The following is a 24,100-nucleotide window of genomic DNA, read 5'->3' on the forward strand; positions in this document are numbered from 1 at the left end:
AGGTGTGATAAGCAAAAATCTTATTACTAGAGAGGATATTATGAGGAAGAATAATTATTTAATAGTAGGTGGAAATAGTTTCATTGGTATAAACCTCGCATTAGGTTTATTGAAACAAGGTCAAAATGTAAAAGTATTTTCCAGACATATAAATAATTTCCCTCAAAATATTATAAGTGAGGTTGAATTTATTAAAGGTGATTTAGCGAATGTTAAAGATATATATAAAGCTTTAGTGAGTGTGGATATTATTATTTATTTAGCTGCAACGTCTAATGTAGCAACTTCAATTGAAGATGTTTTCGGAGATATAAACAGTAGCTTTTTTTTTCTTAACTTCATGGAAAGTGTTAAAAATTTTCCTGTTAAAAAAATTGTATTAGCATCTTCTGGAGGGACGGTTTATGGTGAACCGGAATATTTACCTATTGATGAGGAACATCCATTAAAACCACTTTCTCCTTATGGAATAACAAAAGTATCGCTTGAAAATTACTTGTACTTTTATAAGAAAAAATACGGAATTGACTATGTTGTATGTAGATATTCTAATCCATATGGAAAATATCAAAATCCTTTAAAGAAAGTTGGGGCAATAAATTGTTTTTTGTATCAGCATCTCAGTAATGAAAAGATTAATATATATGGGAATCCACAAGAGATTATTCGAGATTATATTTATATCGATGATTTAGTTGAAATCACTATACAACTATCACAATTAAATCGTTTGAAATCTTGTGTGTATAACATAGGGAGCGGCAAGGGTCTCTCTTTAAAACGAATTATAGTAGAATTGGAGAAATTAACGGAAAGAAAAGTGGACTTTACCTGCTATAAACAAAGGCAAGAAAATGTTCAAAAAATCATTTTAAATATAGATAGAGTAAGACGAGAATGTAATTGGGAACCGAAAATAGATTTCAAAAGTGGAATTAGATTAAATAAGCTATGGATTGAAGAGTTCTTATATAGTAAAAAATAATAAGCCATGCCCTACTTTTGTATCAGTAGAGCGTGGTTTATTATTTTATTTCTTTTTTTATTACCCAAAGGTCTTGATGTTCCCACCAAAAACCTTCAGTGTATTTTTTGATGACAGGGTTATAGGGTAATAATTTAATTTTGTCACATACGTAAGAGGGACTAACGATCGTTTGCCCGTATTGATGAACATCTAAATCCAATTGTTCACTAGAAGGGAGAAACCAATAACCCTGTTTATTTAAATCTGGAAAGCTGAAGTACTTTTTACTTTGATAACCATGAGTTGTGAAAATGAGTAAGCCTTCAGGAGAAACAGCATTATACAATGTTTGAAGCCAACGAAACCAAGTTGTATCAGGCATATGAGAAAAAAAGGATAGACAAAAGACGATATCATACGTAGACGAGGCCAATTTTACTTGTTCAGGTTCAGGGTGAGATAAGATAGAAGAAGTATTTAATGTGTTTTCAATAAAAGTAATAGCCTCTTCATGTATATCACAGGTAGTTATACTTAAGTTCGTTTGTGGGTTTAATAAATGACGTGTTACGCAGCCATATCCGGATGCGAATTCTAATAATTTAATTGGAGTGTCTATAGGGGGATAAAAGGAAGTAATTAAATCTAAGAGTGTTTCTGCGGATTTTCTCCCATCTTGAAAATAATAATCTATCGCTTCTTTTTTAGATGGGAAGACTGGATTAGTGACAAGGAATTGAAAGATATGATCCTCTGGATGGATACTTGCATTTACATTGTAGTTGTGTGCAATTTGAGAAAGCAAATCTTTATTTGCTTCTATAAATTCTTTCAAAGAGTAACCCCCTTAAATGATAGTAACGTTTTACAAGAGATACTGATGGCGAAGAAAATATATCATTAAATCTTCAAATATGCTTTAAGGTACTTTCTATATGTGTACATTTTCTTTTTTGAAATGTCATCGATAGTAAAGGTTTCTTTAATGAAATTCTGCATTTGTACAACTTCACTGTAATGGGAATATGAATCTTCTGTTCTCGTTACGCTATTTGTATGTCGTCTATGATAGTTTAGCGGTTTTGGATTGAAATAAATGTTTCCCTCTTTAAGAATAGAAACATAGAAAAACCAATCACCAGCTACTTTAAACTCTTCTAATTGTTTTTCTGTTGTTTTTATATCTATATTTTTAAAAACTACACTTGAGACATTAGGTATGGTGTTTTTGATAAGTAATGTATCTTGTATTTCATCTATCCCTTTTCGGAAATAAGAACTTTTCCATTTTTCTTTATCAATATCATTTGTGTAATCTAAATAATGATTGGCTAGGATATTTCCTTGTTCATCTATTTGTTTTGATTGTGTGTAGCTTAAGGTAACATCACCATTTATATGAAACCCTTGTATTACTTCTTCTAAAAATGTCTGATCACATAAGTCATCGGCCTCTGCAATCCAAATATAATCACCGGTTGCTGCAGAGATGCCTTTTATCCATTGTTTAAATACAGAACCAGAGTTTTTATCATTAATAATCTGCTGAACTTTTAGGTGGGGCTTATTTTCGTTTGAGAGCAGCTGTTCAAATATAGATACGCTATTGTCAGTAGAGGCATCGTCTAGGAAAATTAGTTCGTAAAGGGGATAGGTTTGGTTTAATATGGATTTAACTCGGTCAGATAAGTATTTTTCGTAATTATAGTTCGGTATGATTACGCTTATTTTTTTGTAATTATGATCAAGTAGGTTTAACAGTTGATAAATGTAATGAAGAAAGTTGAAATCTTTTTCAATAAGCTCTTGGCCAAAGCGCCCCTTTTGTAATCGTAATTCTTCATCTCCAATAAATTCATATATTCTTTCCAGCACCTGCGGTAAATTTAAAAAGTCTACTAAGGCGCCAGTTTGTTCCGTAACAACATCTTCAAAACCTCCAGCGTTTTTAAACCCTATAACAGGGACTTTTGTATCTAATGCCTCTAAAACAACGTTTGGAAAAGGATCTTCTCTTGAAGTTAATAAATATAAATCAGCCCCGGCGTTATATAAACCGATATCTGGAGTAGGCTCAACTAATGTGAAATGTGCTGTATATCTTGGGGATAGCGTGTTAAAGAAATGAACATCTGTTCTCCCGACCCAGATAAAATGAATATTCGTATGAATCTTTCTTACTGAGTAAGCAATAAGTGAGAATAAATCTATCCCTTTCCGATGATCAGCGAAACCTACTCCTAAAATGATTTTGCTATCTAGAGGCAGGTTGTGTTTTTTTCGTAATTCGCTTCTAGCTTTTGCAATATTGTTCTTATAAGGATTGTGGTTAAACAAGCCTTGAGGGAGGATGTGACATTTTTGATGATCTAATTGGGTGATTGTACGGAATTTTTCATACACGTACTGTGAAGGGAAGACAATTTTGTAAGCAAACTGGGCAATGTTTCTAGCTTTCCCCTCGGCAGAGTACTGTTGTATTAAATGCGGCAATTCATGTATTAATGAAATAACTTTTATATTGTGTTTAGCTAGCAATGCAACTATATCACCACTTATGACGGTACTACATATGGCGATGGTATAGTCTTGTGATAGTAACTTCTTTATTAATAATTCGACCCTTTTTTCTGTTGGGTAGTCTTCCTCTAGGCAATAAACAGGACCATACTTTTGAAAATCGTGGATTAAAATGCCCGTTCCAATAGAAATAATTGCGACGGAGTAATGAAAGTTTTCTTTAAGAGCTTTAATAGTATGTAAAGAAAGCAGCTGTGCTCCGTGGAAATGGGCATCATGGGATACATAAATGATCTTCTTATTAACATGCATTTCATAACGCCTCCTAAGTTAATTAGATTTTTAGTAAATGCATGGTGTATGTATAATTCCTAAAGAGAAGTGGTAGGAGATAATTGTGAATGCAGCTGGAATGTACTCGAAATAAAAAGTGCTACCTTTAATATATATTTGTTTGGCTTGCTATTCATTCTTTAGAAAGGTGTAAGTAAGAAAGTATAAACTGTCGATTATGAAAGTGATTGCACCAGTCTATTAATCTCTAGGAACGGAGTATAAATGAAGAAGGTTCAATACCCTTTAGAATTTATAAAATAAAAAGGATAAAAGGTATTGACGATTAGGATATAGAGGTGTAATATAGAACAAGTCGCCGATAGCAACAACGCAGAAAGCGACAAAACAAAATGAAAAACTTAGTTGACATTGAAATATGAAAATGTTAACATAAGGGAGTCGCAAATGAGCGGCAAACAAGTTCTTTGAAAACTGAACGAAACAAACAACGTGAACGTCAATTTTTATTTTTAGATGCTAGACAAACTAACTTTATTGGAGAGTTTGATCCTGGCTCAGGATGAACGCTGGCGGCGTGCCTAATACATGCAAGTCGAGCGAATGGATTAAGAGCTTGCTCTTATGAAGTTAGCGGCGGACGGGTGAGTAACACGTGGGTAACCTACCCATAAGACTGGGATAACTCCGGGAAACCGGGGCTAATACCGGATAATATTTTGAACTGCATAGTTCGAAATTGAAAGGCGGCTTCGGCTGTCACTTATGGATGGACCCGCGTCGCATTAGCTAGTTGGTGAGGTAACGGCTCACCAAGGCGACGATGCGTAGCCGACCTGAGAGGGTGATCGGCCACACTGGGACTGAGACACGGCCCAGACTCCTACGGGAGGCAGCAGTAGGGAATCTTCCGCAATGGACGAAAGTCTGACGGAGCAACGCCGCGTGAGTGATGAAGGCTTTCGGGTCGTAAAACTCTGTTGTTAGGGAAGAACAAGTGCTAGTTGAATAAGCTGGCACCTTGACGGTACCTAACCAGAAAGCCACGGCTAACTACGTGCCAGCAGCCGCGGTAATACGTAGGTGGCAAGCGTTATCCGGAATTATTGGGCGTAAAGCGCGCGCAGGTGGTTTCTTAAGTCTGATGTGAAAGCCCACGGCTCAACCGTGGAGGGTCATTGGAAACTGGGAGACTTGAGTGCAGAAGAGGAAAGTGGAATTCCATGTGTAGCGGTGAAATGCGTAGAGATATGGAGGAACACCAGTGGCGAAGGCGACTTTCTGGTCTGTAACTGACACTGAGGCGCGAAAGCGTGGGGAGCAAACAGGATTAGATACCCTGGTAGTCCACGCCGTAAACGATGAGTGCTAAGTGTTAGAGGGTTTCCGCCCTTTAGTGCTGAAGTTAACGCATTAAGCACTCCGCCTGGGGAGTACGGCCGCAAGGCTGAAACTCAAAGGAATTGACGGGGGCCCGCACAAGCGGTGGAGCATGTGGTTTAATTCGAAGCAACGCGAAGAACCTTACCAGGTCTTGACATCCTCTGAAAACTCTAGAGATAGAGCTTCTCCTTCGGGAGCAGAGTGACAGGTGGTGCATGGTTGTCGTCAGCTCGTGTCGTGAGATGTTGGGTTAAGTCCCGCAACGAGCGCAACCCTTGATCTTAGTTGCCATCATTAAGTTGGGCACTCTAAGGTGACTGCCGGTGACAAACCGGAGGAAGGTGGGGATGACGTCAAATCATCATGCCCCTTATGACCTGGGCTACACACGTGCTACAATGGACGGTACAAAGAGCTGCAAGACCGCGAGGTGGAGCTAATCTCATAAAACCGTTCTCAGTTCGGATTGTAGGCTGCAACTCGCCTACATGAAGCTGGAATCGCTAGTAATCGCGGATCAGCATGCCGCGGTGAATACGTTCCCGGGCCTTGTACACACCGCCCGTCACACCACGAGAGTTTGTAACACCCGAAGTCGGTGGGGTAACCTTTATGGAGCCAGCCGCCTAAGGTGGGACAGATGATTGGGGTGAAGTCGTAACAAGGTAGCCGTATCGGAAGGTGCGGCTGGATCACCTCCTTTCTATGGAGAATTGATGAACGCAGTTCATCAATAAACGTTGACTTGTTTTGTTTCGTTCAGTTTTGAGAGAACTATCTCTCAAGTTTAAATGTATGTTCTTTGAAAACTAGATAACAGTGTAGCTCATATTTTTTTAATTTTAGTTTGGTTAAGTTAGAAAGGGCGCACGGTGGATGCCTTGACACTAGGAGTCGATGAAGGACGGGACTAACGCCGATATGCTTCGGGGAGCTGTAAGTAAGCTTTGATCCGAAGATTTCCGAATGGGGAAACCCACTATACGTAATGGTATGGTATCCTTACCTGAATACATAGGGTATGGAAGACAGACCCAGGGAACTGAAACATCTAAGTACCTGGAGGAAGAGAAAGCAAATGCGATTTCCTGAGTAGCGGCGAGCGAAACGGAATCTAGCCCAAACCAAGAGGCTTGCCTCTTGGGGTTGTAGGACATTCTATACGGAGTTACAAAGGAACGAGGTAGACGAAGCGACCTGGAAAGGTCCGTCACAGAGGGTAACAACCCCGTAGTCGAAACTTCGTTCTCTCTTGAATGTATCCTGAGTACGGCGGAACACGTGAAATTCCGTCGGAATCTGGGAGGACCATCTCCCAAGGCTAAATACTCCCTAGTGATCGATAGTGAACCAGTACCGTGAGGGAAAGGTGAAAAGCACCCCGGAAGGGGAGTGAAAGAGATCCTGAAACCGTGTGCCTACAAATAGTCAGAGCCCGTTAATGGGTGATGGCGTGCCTTTTGTAGAATGAACCGGCGAGTTACGATCCCGTGCGAGGTTAAGCTGAAGAGGCGGAGCCGCAGCGAAAGCGAGTCTGAATAGGGCGTTTAGTACGTGGTCGTAGACCCGAAACCAGGTGATCTACCCATGTCCAGGGTGAAGTTCAGGTAACACTGAATGGAGGCCCGAACCCACGCACGTTGAAAAGTGCGGGGATGAGGTGTGGGTAGCGGAGAAATTCCAATCGAACCTGGAGATAGCTGGTTCTCCCCGAAATAGCTTTAGGGCTAGCCTTAAGTGTAAGAGTCTTGGAGGTAGAGCACTGATTGAACTAGGGGTCCTCATCGGATTACCGAATTCAGTCAAACTCCGAATGCCAATGACTTATCCTTAGGAGTCAGACTGCGAGTGATAAGATCCGTAGTCAAGAGGGAAACAGCCCAGATCGCCAGCTAAGGTCCCAAAGTGTGTATTAAGTGGAAAAGGATGTGGAGTTGCTTAGACAACTAGGATGTTGGCTCAGAAGCAGCCACCATTTAAAGAGTGCGTAATAGCTCACTAGTCGAGTGACTCTGCGCCGAAAATGTACCGGGGCTAAATACACCACCGAAGCTGCGAATTGATACCAATGGTATCAGTGGTAGGGGAGCGTTCTAAGTGCAGTGAAGTCAGACCGGAAGGACTGGTGGAGCGCTTAGAAGTGAGAATGCCGGTATGAGTAGCGAAAGACGGGTGAGAATCCCGTCCACCGAATGCCTAAGGTTTCCTGAGGAAGGCTCGTCCGCTCAGGGTTAGTCAGGACCTAAGCCGAGGCCGACAGGCGTAGGCGATGGACAACAGGTTGATATTCCTGTACCACCTCTTTATCGTTTGAGCAATGGAGGGACGCAGAAGGATAGAAGAAGCGTGCGATTGGTTGTGCACGTCCAAGCAGTTAGGCTGATAAGTAGGCAAATCCGCTTATCGTGAAGGCTGAGCTGTGATGGGGAAGCTCCTTATGGAGCGAAGTCTTTGATTCCCCGCTGCCAAGAAAAGCTTCTAGCGAGATAAAAGGTGCCTGTACCGCAAACCGACACAGGTAGGCGAGGAGAGAATCCTAAGGTGTGCGAGAGAACTCTGGTTAAGGAACTCGGCAAAATGACCCCGTAACTTCGGGAGAAGGGGTGCTTTCTTAACGGAAAGCCGCAGTGAATAGGCCCAAGCGACTGTTTAGCAAAAACACAGGTCTCTGCGAAGCCGTAAGGCGAAGTATAGGGGCTGACACCTGCCCGGTGCTGGAAGGTTAAGGAGAGGGGTTAGCGTAAGCGAAGCTCTGAACTGAAGCCCCAGTAAACGGCGGCCGTAACTATAACGGTCCTAAGGTAGCGAAATTCCTTGTCGGGTAAGTTCCGACCCGCACGAAAGGTGTAACGATTTGGGCACTGTCTCAACCAGAGACTCGGTGAAATTATAGTACCTGTGAAGATGCAGGTTACCCGCGACAGGACGGAAAGACCCCGTGGAGCTTTACTGTAGCCTGATATTGAATTTTGGTACAGTTTGTACAGGATAGGCGGGAGCCATTGAAACCGGAGCGCTAGCTTCGGTGGAGGCGCTGGTGGGATACCGCCCTGACTGTATTGAAATTCTAACCTACGGGTCTTATCGACCCGGGAGACAGTGTCAGGTGGGCAGTTTGACTGGGGCGGTCGCCTCCTAAAGTGTAACGGAGGCGCCCAAAGGTTCCCTCAGAATGGTTGGAAATCATTCGTAGAGTGCAAAGGCATAAGGGAGCTTGACTGCGAGACCTACAAGTCGAGCAGGGACGAAAGTCGGGCTTAGTGATCCGGTGGTTCCGCATGGAAGGGCCATCGCTCAACGGATAAAAGCTACCCCGGGGATAACAGGCTTATCTCCCCCAAGAGTCCACATCGACGGGGAGGTTTGGCACCTCGATGTCGGCTCATCGCATCCTGGGGCTGTAGTCGGTCCCAAGGGTTGGGCTGTTCGCCCATTAAAGCGGTACGCGAGCTGGGTTCAGAACGTCGTGAGACAGTTCGGTCCCTATCCGTCGTGGGCGCAGGAAATTTGAGAGGAGCTGTCCTTAGTACGAGAGGACCGGGATGGACGCACCGCTGGTGTACCAGTTGTTCTGCCAAGGGCATAGCTGGGTAGCTATGTGCGGAAGGGATAAGTGCTGAAAGCATCTAAGCATGAAGCCCCCCTCAAGATGAGATTTCCCATAGCGTAAGCTAGTAAGATCCCTGAAAGATGATCAGGTTGATAGGTTCGAGGTGGAAGCATGGTGACATGTGGAGCTGACGAATACTAATAGATCGAGGACTTAACCATATAATATGAAGCAATGTTATCTAGTTTTGAAGGAATATACCTTCATCAGTTTGGTGATGATGGCAGAGAGGTCACACCCGTTCCCATACCGAACACGGAAGTTAAGCTCTCTAGCGCCGATGGTAGTTGGGACCTTGTCCCTGTGAGAGTAGGACGTCGCCAAGCAACTTTAAGACGAGTCAGAATGACTCGTCTTTTTTGTGTTTAATGAAATAAGCTTGTTATTAATGGCTCAAGAAATCCATTGATAACAAGCTTATTTGTTTAAAAATAAATGTATTTATCTAGTATGGACTTCCGGTAAAATCGTTATTTATCATAGCTTCACTTTGTTTTTTACATCGATAAGCTTAAAACGTTCGCAAACGAGCAGCATATCTTCAGAAAAACTAAGACCAAGTTCGCTTAGTTCCTTTGTAAAGAACTGTATATGGGTGTCTCTCCAGTAATTATAAGTAAGATCGCCTTCACCCTCAGCTACAGCAAATTCTTCAGTCACTTCATTCATTGGCATTATAGTTACTTCTATTGTCTTAATAATAGCTACAGGTTCATCCTGACTATTGAGTACAATACTATAATCGTTAGTTGTTGGTAGTGGTTCATTTTCTAATTCGTAAAAAATATGGCCCGAGCATGTTGCGGTTTTCACACCATCAATGACTAATTGAGCGAGATAATCAGGAGAATCACCAAATTGCCAAGCTGTAACAGATTCTGGTTTTTTATTGTTTCCCCAATAAGTATCCCAATATGATTGTGCTAATGGATTCATTTGTATATTTACCTCGCTTTAATTTTTTTATAAGCCTTGAGCAACTTGCTTATTTGTAATAGTTTTGTAGTCATATAAAATCTGGTTTGTTGTATTACGGATTAATACAAGTAATACGCTGAAGGAATATGGTTTATAAACTTGTTCTGTCCATTTATGACCATTTTCCCCGTAGACGCCCATATTAATAGACGGGATGTTCAATTTTCGAATTGTTTCGTATGGTAATGGATATAGTTGTTATGTAGTCTATTTGTGATTTGGGCTGCAATAAAGTTAGGGTCAATGCCCGATCACCTACACGTACTTCGCTTCCATAAATATAGAAACAAGGAAGAAGTGATGTATAGCAAAGGGATGAGAACGTTAGTTCTATCGTGGTGTAATGGGTAGACTCAATCAATTGAGGTGCTTATTTTCACTTCAGTATATGTGTATAAAGAAGAAATGCTATTACTAGGTTCGGATTTCAAATATAGCTTTTAACGTTACATATTTTAATGAAGTGTTGTTTAGAGGTAAAGAATATTCTGATTATTAATATTGATCTATTATCCACTATGCCATATTGAAGTGAGTAATACTAGAGTTGAAATAGATAAAAACCGATATTCCTTGAATATCGGTTTAATAATATGTGACTTATATGAAGCTATAGCAATACGAAAAGTGTAAATACAATGGCTAACAAAATACGATAATATGCAAAAGGTTTTAAACCTATCTTTTCTAAAAGCTTCAGGAAGGTTACTACCGCTAGCATTGCTACAAGAAAAGAGGTAATGAATCCTACCGCAAACATAGGAATATCATCTACACTTAAATACTTCCAACTTTTTAATAAGTCTAACCCTGTAGCTCCGGCCATTACAGGAATGGCAATGAGAAAAGAGAACTCAGATGCAGCCTTATAATTTACTTTTGCTAATAGCCCTCCAGAAATAGTAGAGCCCGCTCTAGAGAAGCCAGGATATACTGCTAAGCATTGAAATAATCCAATTGTTAATGCTTGACGGTATGTTAAATCATCTAGTGAAAAGGCGGTTGCCTCTGCTTTTTTTGCTTCTGCAAAAATCATAAGAATTGCTCCTGCTACAAGTCCGATTACGACAGTATACGGCTGAAATAAGTATGTTTTAATAACATCATGTAATAATAGGCCAACAACTACTGCTGGGAATACACCGAGAAAAACATGTAATGCATTGAATTTTTTCTCTTTCCGTAGAAGGGGTTTAATATTACATAAAGAAACAAGGCGTTTATGATATAAAATCGCGATAGCTAAAATTGCCCCTAACTGTATGACAATTTCAAACGTTTTTGCCCTTTCTCCTTCAAAACCTAATAAATGTCCGACTAATATAAGATGGCCAGTAGAAGAGATGGGTAAAAATTCAGCTAACCCTTCTACAATACCAAGTATGAAGGCAATGATAAGATCGCTCATAGTTTCACTCCTATAAATTAATGAATATCCACCCTTTTAAAATAGAATAGTGTTGTAATAAATCCGAAAATCGCTGTTACTGCAATGATGATATAAGAATACTCTGATGGATAAGTCGGTTGTAATTCGTTATTTGCTATATCTAGAGTAGCGGTCCATGGGAATAGGTCTTTATGTTTTGAATTTACGATCATAAGGTTAGTCATTGTAATAATGATTGTTAATATAATAGGCGGTACATAGGTCTTCATTACAAGAGTTAGTAGTACAATAGGTGAAGACAAAAGAAAGAGAAGTCCACCACATATTAAAAATTTTATGAGAGAGCCTAAAAGTAAGGTGATACTAAACCCAGGGAAGCTACCTATTAGCCCTAATAATAAAGTTAGCGTCCAAGCAACTAAAGTTAGCATCATGATCCAAAGGAATAGAAGGATAAACTTACTTATAATAAAGCTAATACGTGATACTGGGATAGTTAGCAAATTTTTTAATGTATCTTCCGTGTATTCACGGGTAAATAGATAAGCGATCACAACTCCATATAAGGGGAATCCTATAATTAAAGTAGTGTATAGGTTAACTTCAGTGAACAGTTGACCTAATAAAATAGTTGGAGTAGGTTGCTTTGTCTTCATGTGTATATAAGAAGCTACAACCACTAAAAATGGCGCGACACCTGCTCCGATAATACTAATCAAAAACATATTGGATCGTTTCAATTTTAATAATTCTGTATAAAGAAGATTAACCAATTGCGCCACCCCCAACTAGTTTGGTGAAATAATCTTCTAGTCTATCTTCGCTCATCACAATTTTTAATACTTCAACATCATTACGAACTAACGTTCTATTAATGTGTCCTTGCTGTCCAAAGTGAGAATAAACGCGAATATTTCCTTCATCATGTACCTCATAATCAAAAATTTGAAAATGCTTTTCTAATAGCATCGCAGCTTTATTATCATTATTTACCTGGAATTCTATGTACTTACGATTGGCTTTACGCAGTGTATCAAGAGAAACTTCTTCTAATAACCTTCCTTCATGAATAATTCCCATACGATCGACTAGTTGTTCCGCCTCAGCTAATATATGACTAGAAATGAGTATCGTTATATTTCTGTCTTGAGCTAAAGATTTAATGAGTTTTCGCATTTCTTTAATACCGATTGGATCTAGTCCGTTAGTTGGTTCATCTAGTATGAGTAGTTCAGGATAATGGAGAAGAGCACGTGCAATTCCTAAGCGTTGCTTCATTCCTAAAGAGTATTTTCCTACTAATTTTTTTGTTTCGTGCTGCAAGCCTACAATTTCTAATGCTTCTTCAATTGCATTCCTTTTGTGAACTCCAATTATCTTTGCATTAATTAATAAGTTCTCTCTTGCAGTTAAGTTTTCATAAAATCCTGGGACTTCAACGATAGAACCAATTCTTCTTAAAATTTCTTTTGGATTCCGAAGTAAATCCTCACCGAATATTTCTATATTTCCACTTGTAGGTTTTATAAGACTAAGCAGCATACGGATTGTAGTTGTTTTACCAGCACCGTTACGCCCTATGAATCCATAAATCTCTCCTTGCTGTACATTTATATTTAGATTATCTACTGACTTTTGGTTCCCATAAACTTTAGTAAGGTTTGTCGTTTTTATAATTGTATTTATAGGGGGCACCTACTTTCTATAAGTTCTTAATTACATAATAAAAAGGAAGGTTTAACTGCATATTAATCATTTCTTAACTATTTCTTAAAAGTAGTGTGTTTTGGGATGGAAAAACCAAAAGTAGTTCGTTCCCAGGGAATACTGTCAACCCATATGCGCCCACCATTTTTTTCAACGAGGGCTTTAGAAATAGAAAGTCCGAGGCCACTACCACCGTAAGAAGGATTTCTTGATTGTTCGCTGCGGTACATCCGCTTAAATACGTTTTGTAAATCATGTTTTGGAATACCGGGTCCCTTGTCCCAAATAAGAAGCTCATATTCTGTATTGGTTTCTAGTAGTTCGACTCCTACTATTTTCCCAGCTTTTCCGTGATGGATAGCGTTTTTTATTAGATTACCTATAATTCGTATAAGGCTAAGGTGATCTGCAATAATAGGGGAAGTAGATTCTGGTATGAGAACTTGTAGTTCAATGTTATGTTTTGATAGCTCGGGTAAAAATTCGATTAATACTTCTCTAGTAACTTCAGAAAAATCGAGTTCTTCTTCTTTTAATGGAAATTCATCAGCATCTAGCTTGGCCATATTAAAGATTTCATCGACCAGATGTTTTAAGTCATTCGATTTCTTATAAAGTATTTCAAGATATTCTTGCTTTTCTACTTCAGAAGCAGCGACATCATCTTTTAAAGCATCAATATATCCAATAATAGAAGTAAGTGGTGTTCGGATATCATGTGAGATATTAGATAAAAGTTGTTTTCTAGCTTCTTGGGATTTCCTTGCTTCGATCTGACCCTTTTCTAATGCAGTTATTAAGTCGTTTATTGAAAACACGATACTATTTAGTGAACGGTCGTTATTTGTGAATAGCCTCGTTTGTAAATTCCCTTTAAGTGCAAGGCCTAATTTAGTAACCATCGATTCGTTGCTTTGAATAAAGTGAACTCTTGAAAAGAAAAGATATATTGTGATTATGATAAGAGCAATAAATAAAGATATTTTTACATGGTATCCCATATCTATATTTAAAAGTCCGCAAATGATAAGTTGTAATGAAATAAGAATGAGGATCTTATCATTTTTCAACCTTTTCACCTACAAACTTATAACCGATTCCCCATACAGTCTGAATGAATTTTGGATTGGAAGAATCGATTTCTATTTTCTTTCTAAGCTTTCTAATATGCACCATAACTGTATTATCATCTTCTATATAATTATCGTCCCATACATTCCGAAAGAGTTGTGTTTTCGTAAATACTTGCTCTGGGTTTGAAGCGAAGAATTTTAATAGTTCAAGTTCTTTTCCAGTTAAGTTGATTTCTTTTCCGTTCGTATGGACTGTGTATTTTTTAAAATCGATAGTTAGTCCTTTAAATGTTAAAGCTGTTTTCTCTTGTACGTTAGTGTTACTTCCAAGAACTAAAAAACGTCGCATAAGAGCTTTTACTCTTGCAACCACTTCGTGAATACTGAAAGGTTTCGTAATATAATCATCAGCACCTATGCTTAAGCCCAAAATTTTATCAACTTCGTGATCTTTAGCAGTTAGCATTAATATAGGAATGTTGGTTGTATCTCTAAGTTTTCTACACACTTCGATACCATCTACTTTCGGCATCATAAGATCTAATATAACGAGGTTGTAGTTATTTTTGTTAAATAAGCACAACGCTTCTTCGCCATTAATTGCAGTATCTACCATATATAATTCTCGTTCTAAATATCTTTTTAATAAGTCTCGAATTTCTTTATCGTCATCTGCTATAAGAATACGTATATCTTTCATATCGTCACCTGTTTCTAATAGAATGTTATTGATATTACAACTTGATAAACAAAGGGGAATAGGGAGCGGTAATAAAAAATAAAGCAACTTTCTAATTATATACTATTAATTGTTAAAATAAGGTTGCTAGTTTAGCTGAAAAGAATCAATTGTATGAGTTCGGTAAGATGGGGGAAGCGAGTCCTTTGAAATAGAGAAGTGCCTAAATTGAATAGTATTTAGAAGAATAGATTGGTAAAGAAAAGTAGACGATGGTTTCTATTTTAATGAGATCTTTGTAGGTCCTTATCTAGAGTTAAAAGAGTGCAAAGGTACTAAATTAAATTTCTTTGTAAAAAGGTATTGACGATTAGTATATAGAGGTGTAGTATAGGACAAGTCGCCGATAGCAACAACGCAGAAAGCGACAAAAGAAATAAAAAAACTTGGTTGACATTGAAATATGAAAATGTTAACATAAGGGAGTCGCAAATGAGCGGCAAACAAGTTCTTTGAAAACTGAACGAAACAAACAACGTGAACGTCAATTTTTATTTTTAGATGCTAGACAAACTAACTTTATTGGAGAGTTTGATCCTGGCTCAGGATGAACGCTGGCGGCGTGCCTAATACATGCAAGTCGAGCGAATGGATTAAGAGCTTGCTCTTATGAAGTTAGCGGCGGACGGGTGAGTAACACGTGGGTAACCTACCCATAAGACTGGGATAACTCCGGGAAACCGGGGCTAATACCGGATAATATTTTGAACTGCATAGTTCGAAATTGAAAGGCGGCTTCGGCTGTCACTTATGGATGGACCCGCGTCGCATTAGCTAGTTGGTGAGGTAACGGCTCACCAAGGCGACGATGCGTAGCCGACCTGAGAGGGTGATCGGCCACACTGGGACTGAGACACGGCCCAGACTCCTACGGGAGGCAGCAGTAGGGAATCTTCCGCAATGGACGAAAGTCTGACGGAGCAACGCCGCGTGAGTGATGAAGGCTTTCGGGTCGTAAAACTCTGTTGTTAGGGAAGAACAAGTGCTAGTTGAATAAGCTGGCACCTTGACGGTACCTAACCAGAAAGCCACGGCTAACTACGTGCCAGCAGCCGCGGTAATACGTAGGTGGCAAGCGTTATCCGGAATTATTGGGCGTAAAGCGCGCGCAGGTGGTTTCTTAAGTCTGATGTGAAAGCCCACGGCTCAACCGTGGAGGGTCATTGGAAACTGGGAGACTTGAGTGCAGAAGAGGAAAGTGGAATTCCATGTGTAGCGGTGAAATGCGTAGAGATATGGAGGAACACCAGTGGCGAAGGCGACTTTCTGGTCTGTAACTGACACTGAGGCGCGAAAGCGTGGGGAGCAAACAGGATTAGATACCCTGGTAGTCCACGCCGTAAACGATGAGTGCTAAGTGTTAGAGGGTTTCCGCCCTTTAGTGCTGAAGTTAACGCATTAAGCACTCCGCCTGGGGAGTACGGCCGCAAGGCTGAAACTCAAAGGAATTGACGGGGGCCCGCACAAGCGGTGGAGCATGTGGTTTAATTCGAAGCAACGCGAAGAACCTTACCAGGTCTTGACATCCTCTGAAAACTCTAGAGATAGAGCTTCTCCTTCGGGAGCAGAGTGACAGGTGGTGCATGGTTGTCGTCAGCTCGTGTCGTGAGATGTTGGGTTAAGTCCCGCAACGAGCGCAACCCTTGATCTTAGTTGCCATCATTAAGTTGGGCACTCTAAGGTGACTGCCGGTGACAAACCGGAGGAAGGTGGGGATGACGTCAAATCATCATGCCCCTTATGACCTGGGCTACACACGTGCTACAATGGACGGTACAAAGAGCTGCAAGACCGCGAGGTGGAGCTAATCTCATAAAACCGTTCTCAGTTCGGATTGTAGGCTGCAACTCGCCTACATGAAGCTGGAATCGCTAGTAATCGCGGATCAGCATGCCGCGGTGAATACGTTCCCGGGCCTTGTACACACCGCCCGTCACACCACGAGAGTTTGTAACACCCGAAGTCGGTGGGGTAACCTTTATGGAGCCAGCCGCCTAAGGTGGGACAGATGATTGGGGTGAAGTCGTAACAAGGTAGCCGTATCGGAAGGTGCGGCTGGATCACCTCCTTTCTATGGAGAATTGATGAACGCAGTTCATCAATAAACGTTGACTTGTTTTGTTTCGTTCAGTTTTGAGAGAACTATCTCTCAAGTTTAAATGTATGTTCTTTGAAAACTAGATAACAGTGTAGCTCATATTTTTTTAATTTTAGTTTGGTTAAGTTAGAAAGGGCGCACGGTGGATGCCTTGACACTAGGAGTCGATGAAGGACGGGACTAACGCCGATATGCTTCGGGGAGCTGTAAGTAAGCTTTGATCCGAAGATTTCCGAATGGGGAAACCCACTATACGTAATGGTATGGTATCCTTACCTGAATACATAGGGTATGGAAGACAGACCCAGGGAACTGAAACATCTAAGTACCTGGAGGAAGAGAAAGCAAATGCGATTTCCTGAGTAGCGGCGAGCGAAACGGAATCTAGCCCAAACCAAGAGGCTTGCCTCTTGGGGTTGTAGGACATTCTATACGGAGTTACAAAGGAACGAGGTAGACGAAGCGACCTGGAAAGGTCCGTCACAGAGGGTAACAACCCCGTAGTCGAAACTTCGTTCTCTCTTGAATGTATCCTGAGTACGGCGGAACACGTGAAATTCCGTCGGAATCTGGGAGGACCATCTCCCAAGGCTAAATACTCCCTAGTGATCGATAGTGAACCAGTACCGTGAGGGAAAGGTGAAAAGCACCCCGGAAGGGGAGTGAAAGAGATCCTGAAACCGTGTGCCTACAAATAGTCAGAGCCCGTTAATGGGTGATGGCGTGCCTTTTGTAGAATGAACCGGCGAGTTACGATCCCGTGCGAGGTTAAGCTGAAGAGGCGGAGCCGCAGCGAAAGCGAGTCTGAATAGGGCGTTTAGTACGTGGTCGTAGACCCGAAACCAGGTGATCTACCCATGTCCAGGGTGAAGTTCAGGTAACACTGAATGGAGGCCCGAACCCACGCACGTTGAAAAGTGCGGGGATGAGGTGTGGGTAGCGGAGAAATTCCAATCGAACCTGGAGATAGCTGGTTCTCCCCGAAATAGCTTTAGGGCTAGCCTTAAGTGTAAGAGTCTTGGAGGTAGAGCACTGATTGAACTAGGGGTCCTCATCGGATTACCGAATTCAGTCAAACTCCGAATGCCAATGACTTATCCTTAGGAGTCAGACTGCGAGTGATAAGATCCGTAGTCAAGAGGGAAACAGCCCAGATCGCCAGCTAAGGTCCCAAAGTGTGTATTAAGTGGAAAAGGATGTGGAGTTGCTTAGACAACTAGGATGTTGGCTCAGAAGCAGCCACCATTTAAAGAGTGCGTAATAGCTCACTAGTCGAGTGACTCTGCGCCGAAAATGTACCGGGGCTAAATACACCACCGAAGCTGCGAATTGATACCAATGGTATCAGTGGTAGGGGAGCGTTCTAAGTGCAGTGAAGTCAGACCGGAAGGACTGGTGGAGCGCTTAGAAGTGAGAATGCCGGTATGAGTAGCGAAAGACGGGTGAGAATCCCGTCCACCGAATGCCTAAGGTTTCCTGAGGAAGGCTCGTCCGCTCAGGGTTAGTCAGGACCTAAGCCGAGGCCGACAGGCGTAGGCGATGGACAACAGGTTGATATTCCTGTACCACCTCTTTATCGTTTGAGCAATGGAGGGACGCAGAAGGATAGAAGAAGCGTGCGATTGGTTGTGCACGTCCAAGCAGTTAGGCTGATAAGTAGGCAAATCCGCTTATCGTGAAGGCTGAGCTGTGATGGGGAAGCTCCTTATGGAGCGAAGTCTTTGATTCCCCGCTGCCAAGAAAAGCTTCTAGCGAGATAAAAGGTGCCTGTACCGCAAACCGACACAGGTAGGCGAGGAGAGAATCCTAAGGTGTGCGAGAGAACTCTGGTTAAGGAACTCGGCAAAATGACCCCGTAACTTCGGGAGAAGGGGTGCTTTCTTAACGGAAAGCCGCAGTGAATAGGCCCAAGCGACTGTTTAGCAAAAACACAGGTCTCTGCGAAGCCGTAAGGCGAAGTATAGGGGCTGACACCTGCCCGGTGCTGGAAGGTTAAGGAGAGGGGTTAGCGTAAGCGAAGCTCTGAACTGAAGCCCCAGTAAACGGCGGCCGTAACTATAACGGTCCTAAGGTAGCGAAATTCCTTGTCGGGTAAGTTCCGACCCGCACGAAAGGTGTAACGATTTGGGCACTGTCTCAACCAGAGACTCGGTGAAATTATAGTACCTGTGAAGATGCAGGTTACCCGCGACAGGACGGAAAGACCCCGTGGAGCTTTACTGTAGCCTGATATTGAATTTTGGTACAGTTTGTACAGGATAGGCGGGAGCCATTGAAACCGGAGCGCTAGCTTCGGTGGAGGCGCTGGTGGGATACCGCCCTGACTGTATTGAAATTCTAACCTACGGGTCTTATCGACCCGGGAGACAGTGTCAGGTGGGCAGTTTGACTGGGGCGGTCGCCTCCTAAAGTGTAACGGAGGCGCCCAAAGGTTCCCTCAGAATGGTTGGAAATCATTCGTAGAGTGCAAAGGCATAAGGGAGCTTGACTGCGAGACCTACAAGTCGAGCAGGGACGAAAGTCGGGCTTAGTGATCCGGTGGTTCCGCATGGAAGGGCCATCGCTCAACGGATAAAAGCTACCCCGGGGATAACAGGCTTATCTCCCCCAAGAGTCCACATCGACGGGGAGGTTTGGCACCTCGATGTCGGCTCATCGCATCCTGGGGCTGTAGTCGGTCCCAAGGGTTGGGCTGTTCGCCCATTAAAGCGGTACGCGAGCTGGGTTCAGAACGTCGTGAGACAGTTCGGTCCCTATCCGTCGTGGGCGCAGGAAATTTGAGAGGAGCTGTCCTTAGTACGAGAGGACCGGGATGGACGCACCGCTGGTGTACCAGTTGTTCTGCCAAGGGCATAGCTGGGTAGCTATGTGCGGAAGGGATAAGTGCTGAAAGCATCTAAGCATGAAGCCCCCCTCAAGATGAGATTTCCCATAGCGTAAGCTAGTAAGATCCCTGAAAGATGATCAGGTTGATAGGTTCGAGGTGGAAGCATGGTGACATGTGGAGCTGACGAATACTAATAGATCGAGGACTTAACCATATAATATGAAGCAATGTTATCTAGTTTTGAAGGAATATACCTTCATCAGTTTGGTGATGATGGCAGAGAGGTCACACCCGTTCCCATACCGAACACGGAAGTTAAGCTCTCTAGCGCCGATGGTAGTTGGGACCTTGTCCCTGTGAGAGTAGGACGTCGCCAAGCAAAAACCTAAGTCGTTTCGACTTAGGTTTTTTTGTGTTTATTTTTATTTACCGAAGGTTAAAATCCATAAATTTAATAACCCTGAAGATGAAAAAAAGAATGAAATAGAAACGGTATAAAATAAAATTCGGATGATAAAGTAATACGTTTAAATATAAATTGAAGGTAAGGATTGCCTTTTTATGTTAATTTAGTTGTCGAATGAACAATAATGTTTTGATTTAATATGAAAAGGTTATGTAAAAAAGAGCTGGATGGCTATTTTTCGCATAACCTTTTTGTGGTTTTAAAGGATTTTACCTAAGAAAAAATCTATAATTAAGGTAGTTAACATATATTTTTTGATGGGGGTGGGGGATTATGAAAGAAATATGCATGTTATTAGTGGCTGTTATATTATGGGGAACAGCCATTGCACCAACGAAATGGGCATTAGAATCCATTCAACCGTTTACTTTGTTATTTATTCGTCTTTTCTTTGCGGGTGGGATTTGTATGCTTTTCTCATTTAACGAACTACAAAAAGTAGTTATACATAAACATATTCCGTGGAAAAGAATGAGTTTACTGTCTTTTACTGGTGTAGCTGGGTACTTTATGTTCACATCCTATGGTATTTCTTTAACAAGTGGATTACATGTTAGTATTATTGATGCTGCATTGCCATTAGTTACAATTCTTTTTTCAGCGTTCTTTCTGAAAGAGAAAATTCAGATGGATTATTGGATCGGAATTATGTTGGGCGCTATAGGAGTGCTCTTTATTACAATTCCATCTAGCGATACTAATCAAGAGGTGTCTTTAATAGGAGATATACTTATTTTATTAAGTACCTTTTTATTTGCGTTCTACACAGTTTTGTTAAAACGGCCAAAACAAGAACGACGTTTATCTAATAAAGTTTTCACTACAGTAACACTAATGATAGGTGCAGCTATTGTGTTGCCATTTGCAATGATAGAAATTTTTTACTACGGTTTCCCAAAAATCGAAACATGGAAGATTGGATTTAGTGTAGTATACCTTGTTATTGGGGCAACAATTTTAGCATATTGGTTCTGGAATAAAGCGCTAGAGACGGTCTCAGCATCAATAAGTGGACTGTACTTAAATGGATTGCCGTTAATAAGTATCATTACTTCAATTATCCTATTAAATGAATCTCTGACATGGAAGATAATAATGGGAGGGAGTCTAGTTTTAATTGGAGTAGGATGGGCGGATAAGCAAAAGTTACGTAATCTATTAAAGGGTAATAAAATGGATAGTAGGGACTGTTAAATTGTATGTTTTATATAGTTTAAATGTTAAAAAGATACCTCATATATATGTATAAGGTATCTTTTTATATTTAGCGAAGATAATGGACTTAAATTAGTAGGGATATTCTTTGTTATATCTATATGTATCGAAATCTTTTTGAAATATTGTTTTGACGAGCTGTATACATTCATCATCATAAAAGCTTTCAAAAGTCGGGTGACGAGGGAATAAAGGATCAGTAATATCGGCATCGCTGAAATTCCCTTTATAAATCATGGCAGGGGTTTGATGATGCCATGATGTTGAAAACTCATTTATCGGTGCAGGTTTTAATTCGAAACGTTTTTCTAATTCTTTCATTTCCTGATCGAAATTTTCTAAGTATATATAATTGGTTACATACTCTTCTTCACCTGCTATATATTGTTGTGTAAAGTGAGCGTTAATATCATTTGCATGAGCACCTTTAGTAAATAGGTAGTATAAAAATTGTTTGAATGAGATTCCTTTAGGAGAATTTTCATTTTGATATAAAAACTTTCGAATGGGTTTCCATTCTTCATTTTCTACATAAGGAGGTGCAATTAAGGACACGAAAGAACTGACTGCTCTTTTAAACGGATTGCGAACCAGTTTGAAAGTTTCCTTTTGTTTATCTCGTAGTGCTACACTCAGCCGTATATTATAGGCCGGTGTACTTTTGTATATTTCATATTCGAAATTATGGATGAAGGGGTGATAGTTTAAAGCTGTTTGTAATAAATCAATCTGGTAAAAAAACCACTTAGCAAGGGAAGTACAACCACTTTTTTGACTCCAAAATAGAATGAGAGGAAAGTTTCTATGATAGTGTGGGCTTCTTGCATTAGTACTAATGATGTGTAATAAGGAAGGATCCAACAATTGATGCACTCCTTTCATGTATCTTGATTATATATACATATGTAAAATAAAGATGAGGTATGAGTGTTTGGAATTTTTTTTGTAGAAAATGAAAAAGAAATGTTGACTATTATTATATAGGGGTGTAATATAGAAAAAGTCGCCGATAGCAACAACGCAGAAAGCGACAAAAGAAATAAAAAAACTTGGTTGACATTGAAATATGGAAATGTTAACATAAGGGAGTCGCAAATGAGCGGCAAACAAGTTCTTTGAAAACTGAACGAAACAAACAACGTGAACGTCAATTTTTATTTTTAGATGCTAGACAAACTAACTTTATTGGAGAGTTTGATCCTGGCTCAGGATGAACGCTGGCGGCGTGCCTAATACATGCAAGTCGAGCGAATGGATTAAGAGCTTGCTCTTATGAAATTAGCGGCGGACGGGTGAGTAACACGTGGGTAACCTACCCATAAGACTGGGATAACTCCGGGAAACCGGGGCTAATACCGGATAATATTTTGAACTGCATAGTTCGAAATTGAAAGGCGGCTTCGGCTGTCACTTATGGATGGACCCGCGTCGCATTAGCTAGTTGGTGAGGTAACGGCTCACCAAGGCGACGATGCGTAGCCGACCTGAGAGGGTGATCGGCCACACTGGGACTGAGACACGGCCCAGACTCCTACGGGAGGCAGCAGTAGGGAATCTTCCGCAATGGACGAAAGTCTGACGGAGCAACGCCGCGTGAGTGATGAAGGCTTTCGGGTCGTAAAACTCTGTTGTTAGGGAAGAACAAGTGCTAGTTGAATAAGCTGGCACCTTGACGGTACCTAACCAGAAAGCCACGGCTAACTACGTGCCAGCAGCCGCGGTAATACGTAGGTGGCAAGCGTTATCCGGAATTATTGGGCGTAAAGCGCGCGCAGGTGGTTTCTTAAGTCTGATGTGAAAGCCCACGGCTCAACCGTGGAGGGTCATTGGAAACTGGGAGACTTGAGTGCAGAAGAGGAAAGTGGAATTCCATGTGTAGCGGTGAAATGCGTAGAGATATGGAGGAACACCAGTGGCGAAGGCGACTTTCTGGTCTGTAACTGACACTGAGGCGCGAAAGCGTGGGGAGCAAACAGGATTAGATACCCTGGTAGTCCACGCCGTAAACGATGAGTGCTAAGTGTTAGAGGGTTTCCGCCCTTTAGTGCTGAAGTTAACGCATTAAGCACTCCGCCTGGGGAGTACGGCCGCAAGGCTGAAACTCAAAGGAATTGACGGGGGCCCGCACAAGCGGTGGAGCATGTGGTTTAATTCGAAGCAACGCGAAGAACCTTACCAGGTCTTGACATCCTCTGAAAACTCTAGAGATAGAGCTTCTCCTTCGGGAGCAGAGTGACAGGTGGTGCATGGTTGTCGTCAGCTCGTGTCGTGAGATGTTGGGTTAAGTCCCGCAACGAGCGCAACCCTTGATCTTAGTTGCCATCATTAAGTTGGGCACTCTAAGGTGACTGCCGGTGACAAACCGGAGGAAGGTGGGGATGACGTCAAATCATCATGCCCCTTATGACCTGGGCTACACACGTGCTACAATGGACGGTACAAAGAGCTGCAAGACCGCGAGGTGGAGCTAATCTCATAAAACCGTTCTCAGTTCGGATTGTAGGCTGCAACTCGCCTACATGAAGCTGGAATCGCTAGTAATCGCGGATCAGCATGCCGCGGTGAATACGTTCCCGGGCCTTGTACACACCGCCCGTCACACCACGAGAGTTTGTAACACCCGAAGTCGGTGGGGTAACCTTTATGGAGCCAGCCGCCTAAGGTGGGACAGATGATTGGGGTGAAGTCGTAACAAGGTAGCCGTATCGGAAGGTGCGGCTGGATCACCTCCTTTCTATGGAGAATTGATGAACGCAGTTCATCAATAAACGTTGACTTGTTTTGTTTCGTTCAGTTTTGAGAGAACTATCTCTCAATTTTAAATGTATGTTCT

The 24,100-nt window shown here is 41.5% G+C and carries 11 protein-coding genes, 7 rRNA genes and 1 pseudogene; 9 read left to right on the top strand and 10 right to left on the bottom strand.

Features of this window, described 5'->3' with window-relative positions:
- The first annotated feature begins 40 nt into the window (after nt 1-40).
- Nucleotides 41-985: an NAD-dependent epimerase/dehydratase family protein gene (locus tag LCF45_RS01620; protein ID WP_033708635.1), complete on the top strand. Its 945-nt coding sequence runs from the start codon at nt 41-43 to the stop codon at nt 983-985.
- Nucleotides 986-1,025: 40 nt separating this feature from the next.
- Here LCF45_RS01620 and LCF45_RS01625 read toward each other — a convergent pair whose 3' ends face one another.
- Together LCF45_RS01625 and LCF45_RS01630 are read right to left on the bottom strand one after the other, a co-directional pair.
- Complete coding sequence (locus LCF45_RS01625; protein WP_059038016.1) at nt 1,026-1,802, bottom strand: class I SAM-dependent methyltransferase; 777 nt, start codon at nt 1,800-1,802, stop codon at nt 1,026-1,028.
- Between the two features lie 65 nt (nt 1,803-1,867).
- Nucleotides 1,868-3,799, bottom strand: a complete 1,932-nt coding sequence (locus LCF45_RS01630; protein ID WP_263894459.1) for a glycosyltransferase — start codon at nt 3,797-3,799, stop codon at nt 1,868-1,870.
- Nucleotides 3,800-4,315: 516 nt separating this feature from the next.
- Here LCF45_RS01630 and LCF45_RS01635 point away from each other — a divergent pair.
- From LCF45_RS01635 to rrf (LCF45_RS01645), 3 genes are all read left to right on the top strand, one after another.
- A 16S ribosomal RNA gene (locus LCF45_RS01635) occupies nt 4,316-5,867 on the top strand.
- Between the two features lie 146 nt (nt 5,868-6,013).
- A 23S ribosomal RNA gene (locus LCF45_RS01640) occupies nt 6,014-8,935 on the top strand.
- 49 nt (nt 8,936-8,984) lie between these two features.
- Nucleotides 8,985-9,100 (top strand): 5S ribosomal RNA (gene rrf, locus LCF45_RS01645).
- Together the 16S, 23S and 5S rRNA genes form the textbook arrangement of a ribosomal RNA operon.
- A 151-nt stretch (nt 9,101-9,251) precedes the next feature.
- Here the strand turns inward: rrf (LCF45_RS01645) and LCF45_RS01650 are convergent.
- The 7 genes and pseudogenes from LCF45_RS01650 to LCF45_RS01680 all read right to left on the bottom strand — a co-directional run bounded on the left by LCF45_RS01650 (nt 9,252) and on the right by LCF45_RS01680 (nt 14,622).
- Nucleotides 9,252-9,710 (bottom strand): ASCH domain-containing protein, encoded by a 459-nt coding sequence (locus LCF45_RS01650; protein ID WP_002124849.1) that lies wholly within the window; start codon nt 9,708-9,710, stop codon nt 9,252-9,254.
- A 27-nt stretch (nt 9,711-9,737) separates the two neighbouring features.
- A pseudogene (locus LCF45_RS01655) lies at nt 9,738-9,938 on the bottom strand (peptidase M20); the annotation flags it as partial.
- A 424-nt stretch (nt 9,939-10,362) separates the two neighbouring features.
- The gene (gene bacA, locus LCF45_RS01660; protein WP_002124850.1) at nt 10,363-11,160 is read right to left on the bottom strand and encodes an undecaprenyl-diphosphate phosphatase; all 798 of its coding nucleotides are present in this window, start codon (nt 11,158-11,160) and stop codon (nt 10,363-10,365) included.
- A gap of 17 nt (nt 11,161-11,177) precedes the next feature.
- Nucleotides 11,178-11,915, bottom strand: coding sequence for an ABC transporter permease (locus LCF45_RS01665; RefSeq protein WP_078207067.1), 738 nt, complete (start codon nt 11,913-11,915; stop codon nt 11,178-11,180).
- Entirely contained in the window at nt 11,908-12,837 is a 930-nt protein-coding gene (locus LCF45_RS01670) for an ABC transporter ATP-binding protein (protein ID WP_263894460.1), read from the bottom strand. The genes LCF45_RS01665 and LCF45_RS01670 overlap by 8 nt, the downstream gene beginning before the upstream one ends.
- Before the next feature lie 68 nt (nt 12,838-12,905).
- Nucleotides 12,906-13,919 carry a sensor histidine kinase gene (locus tag LCF45_RS01675; protein WP_263894461.1) on the bottom strand — a complete coding sequence of 338 codons (1,014 nt, stop codon included), beginning with the start codon at nt 13,917-13,919 and terminating at the stop codon, nt 12,906-12,908.
- A complete protein-coding gene (locus LCF45_RS01680; protein ID WP_002170136.1) occupies nt 13,909-14,622 on the bottom strand; it encodes a response regulator transcription factor in 714 nt (237 codons plus the stop codon). The genes LCF45_RS01675 and LCF45_RS01680 overlap by 11 nt, the downstream gene beginning before the upstream one ends.
- A 558-nt stretch (nt 14,623-15,180) precedes the next feature.
- Here LCF45_RS01680 and LCF45_RS01685 point away from each other — a divergent pair.
- The 4 genes from LCF45_RS01685 (at nt 15,181) to LCF45_RS01700 (ending at nt 21,246) form a co-directional block, all read left to right on the top strand.
- Nucleotides 15,181-16,732 (top strand): 16S ribosomal RNA (locus tag LCF45_RS01685).
- Between the two features lie 146 nt (nt 16,733-16,878).
- Nucleotides 16,879-19,800: ribosomal RNA gene (locus LCF45_RS01690) — 23S ribosomal RNA — on the top strand.
- A 49-nt stretch (nt 19,801-19,849) separates the two neighbouring features.
- Nucleotides 19,850-19,965, top strand: a 5S ribosomal RNA gene (gene rrf, locus LCF45_RS01695).
- Nucleotides 19,966-20,325: 360 nt separating this feature from the next.
- On the top strand, nt 20,326-21,246 hold the full coding sequence (locus LCF45_RS01700) for a DMT family transporter (RefSeq protein WP_002124860.1): 921 nt from the start codon (nt 20,326-20,328) through the stop codon (nt 21,244-21,246).
- Between the two features lie 93 nt (nt 21,247-21,339).
- Here the strand turns inward: LCF45_RS01700 and LCF45_RS01705 are convergent, their stop codons facing one another.
- Nucleotides 21,340-22,131, bottom strand: coding sequence for a sulfotransferase family 2 domain-containing protein (locus LCF45_RS01705; RefSeq protein WP_002124863.1), 792 nt, complete (start codon nt 22,129-22,131; stop codon nt 21,340-21,342).
- Between the two features lie 318 nt (nt 22,132-22,449).
- Between LCF45_RS01705 and LCF45_RS01710 the strand changes: the two genes are divergently transcribed.
- A 16S ribosomal RNA gene (locus tag LCF45_RS01710) occupies nt 22,450-24,001 on the top strand.
- Nucleotides 24,002-24,100 lie beyond the last annotated feature (99 nt).

The organism is Bacillus sp. 41-22 (genome assembly GCF_025809295.1).
In the GTDB taxonomy this organism is placed as follows: Bacteria; Bacillota; Bacilli; order Bacillales; family Bacillaceae_G; genus Bacillus_A; species Bacillus_A mycoides.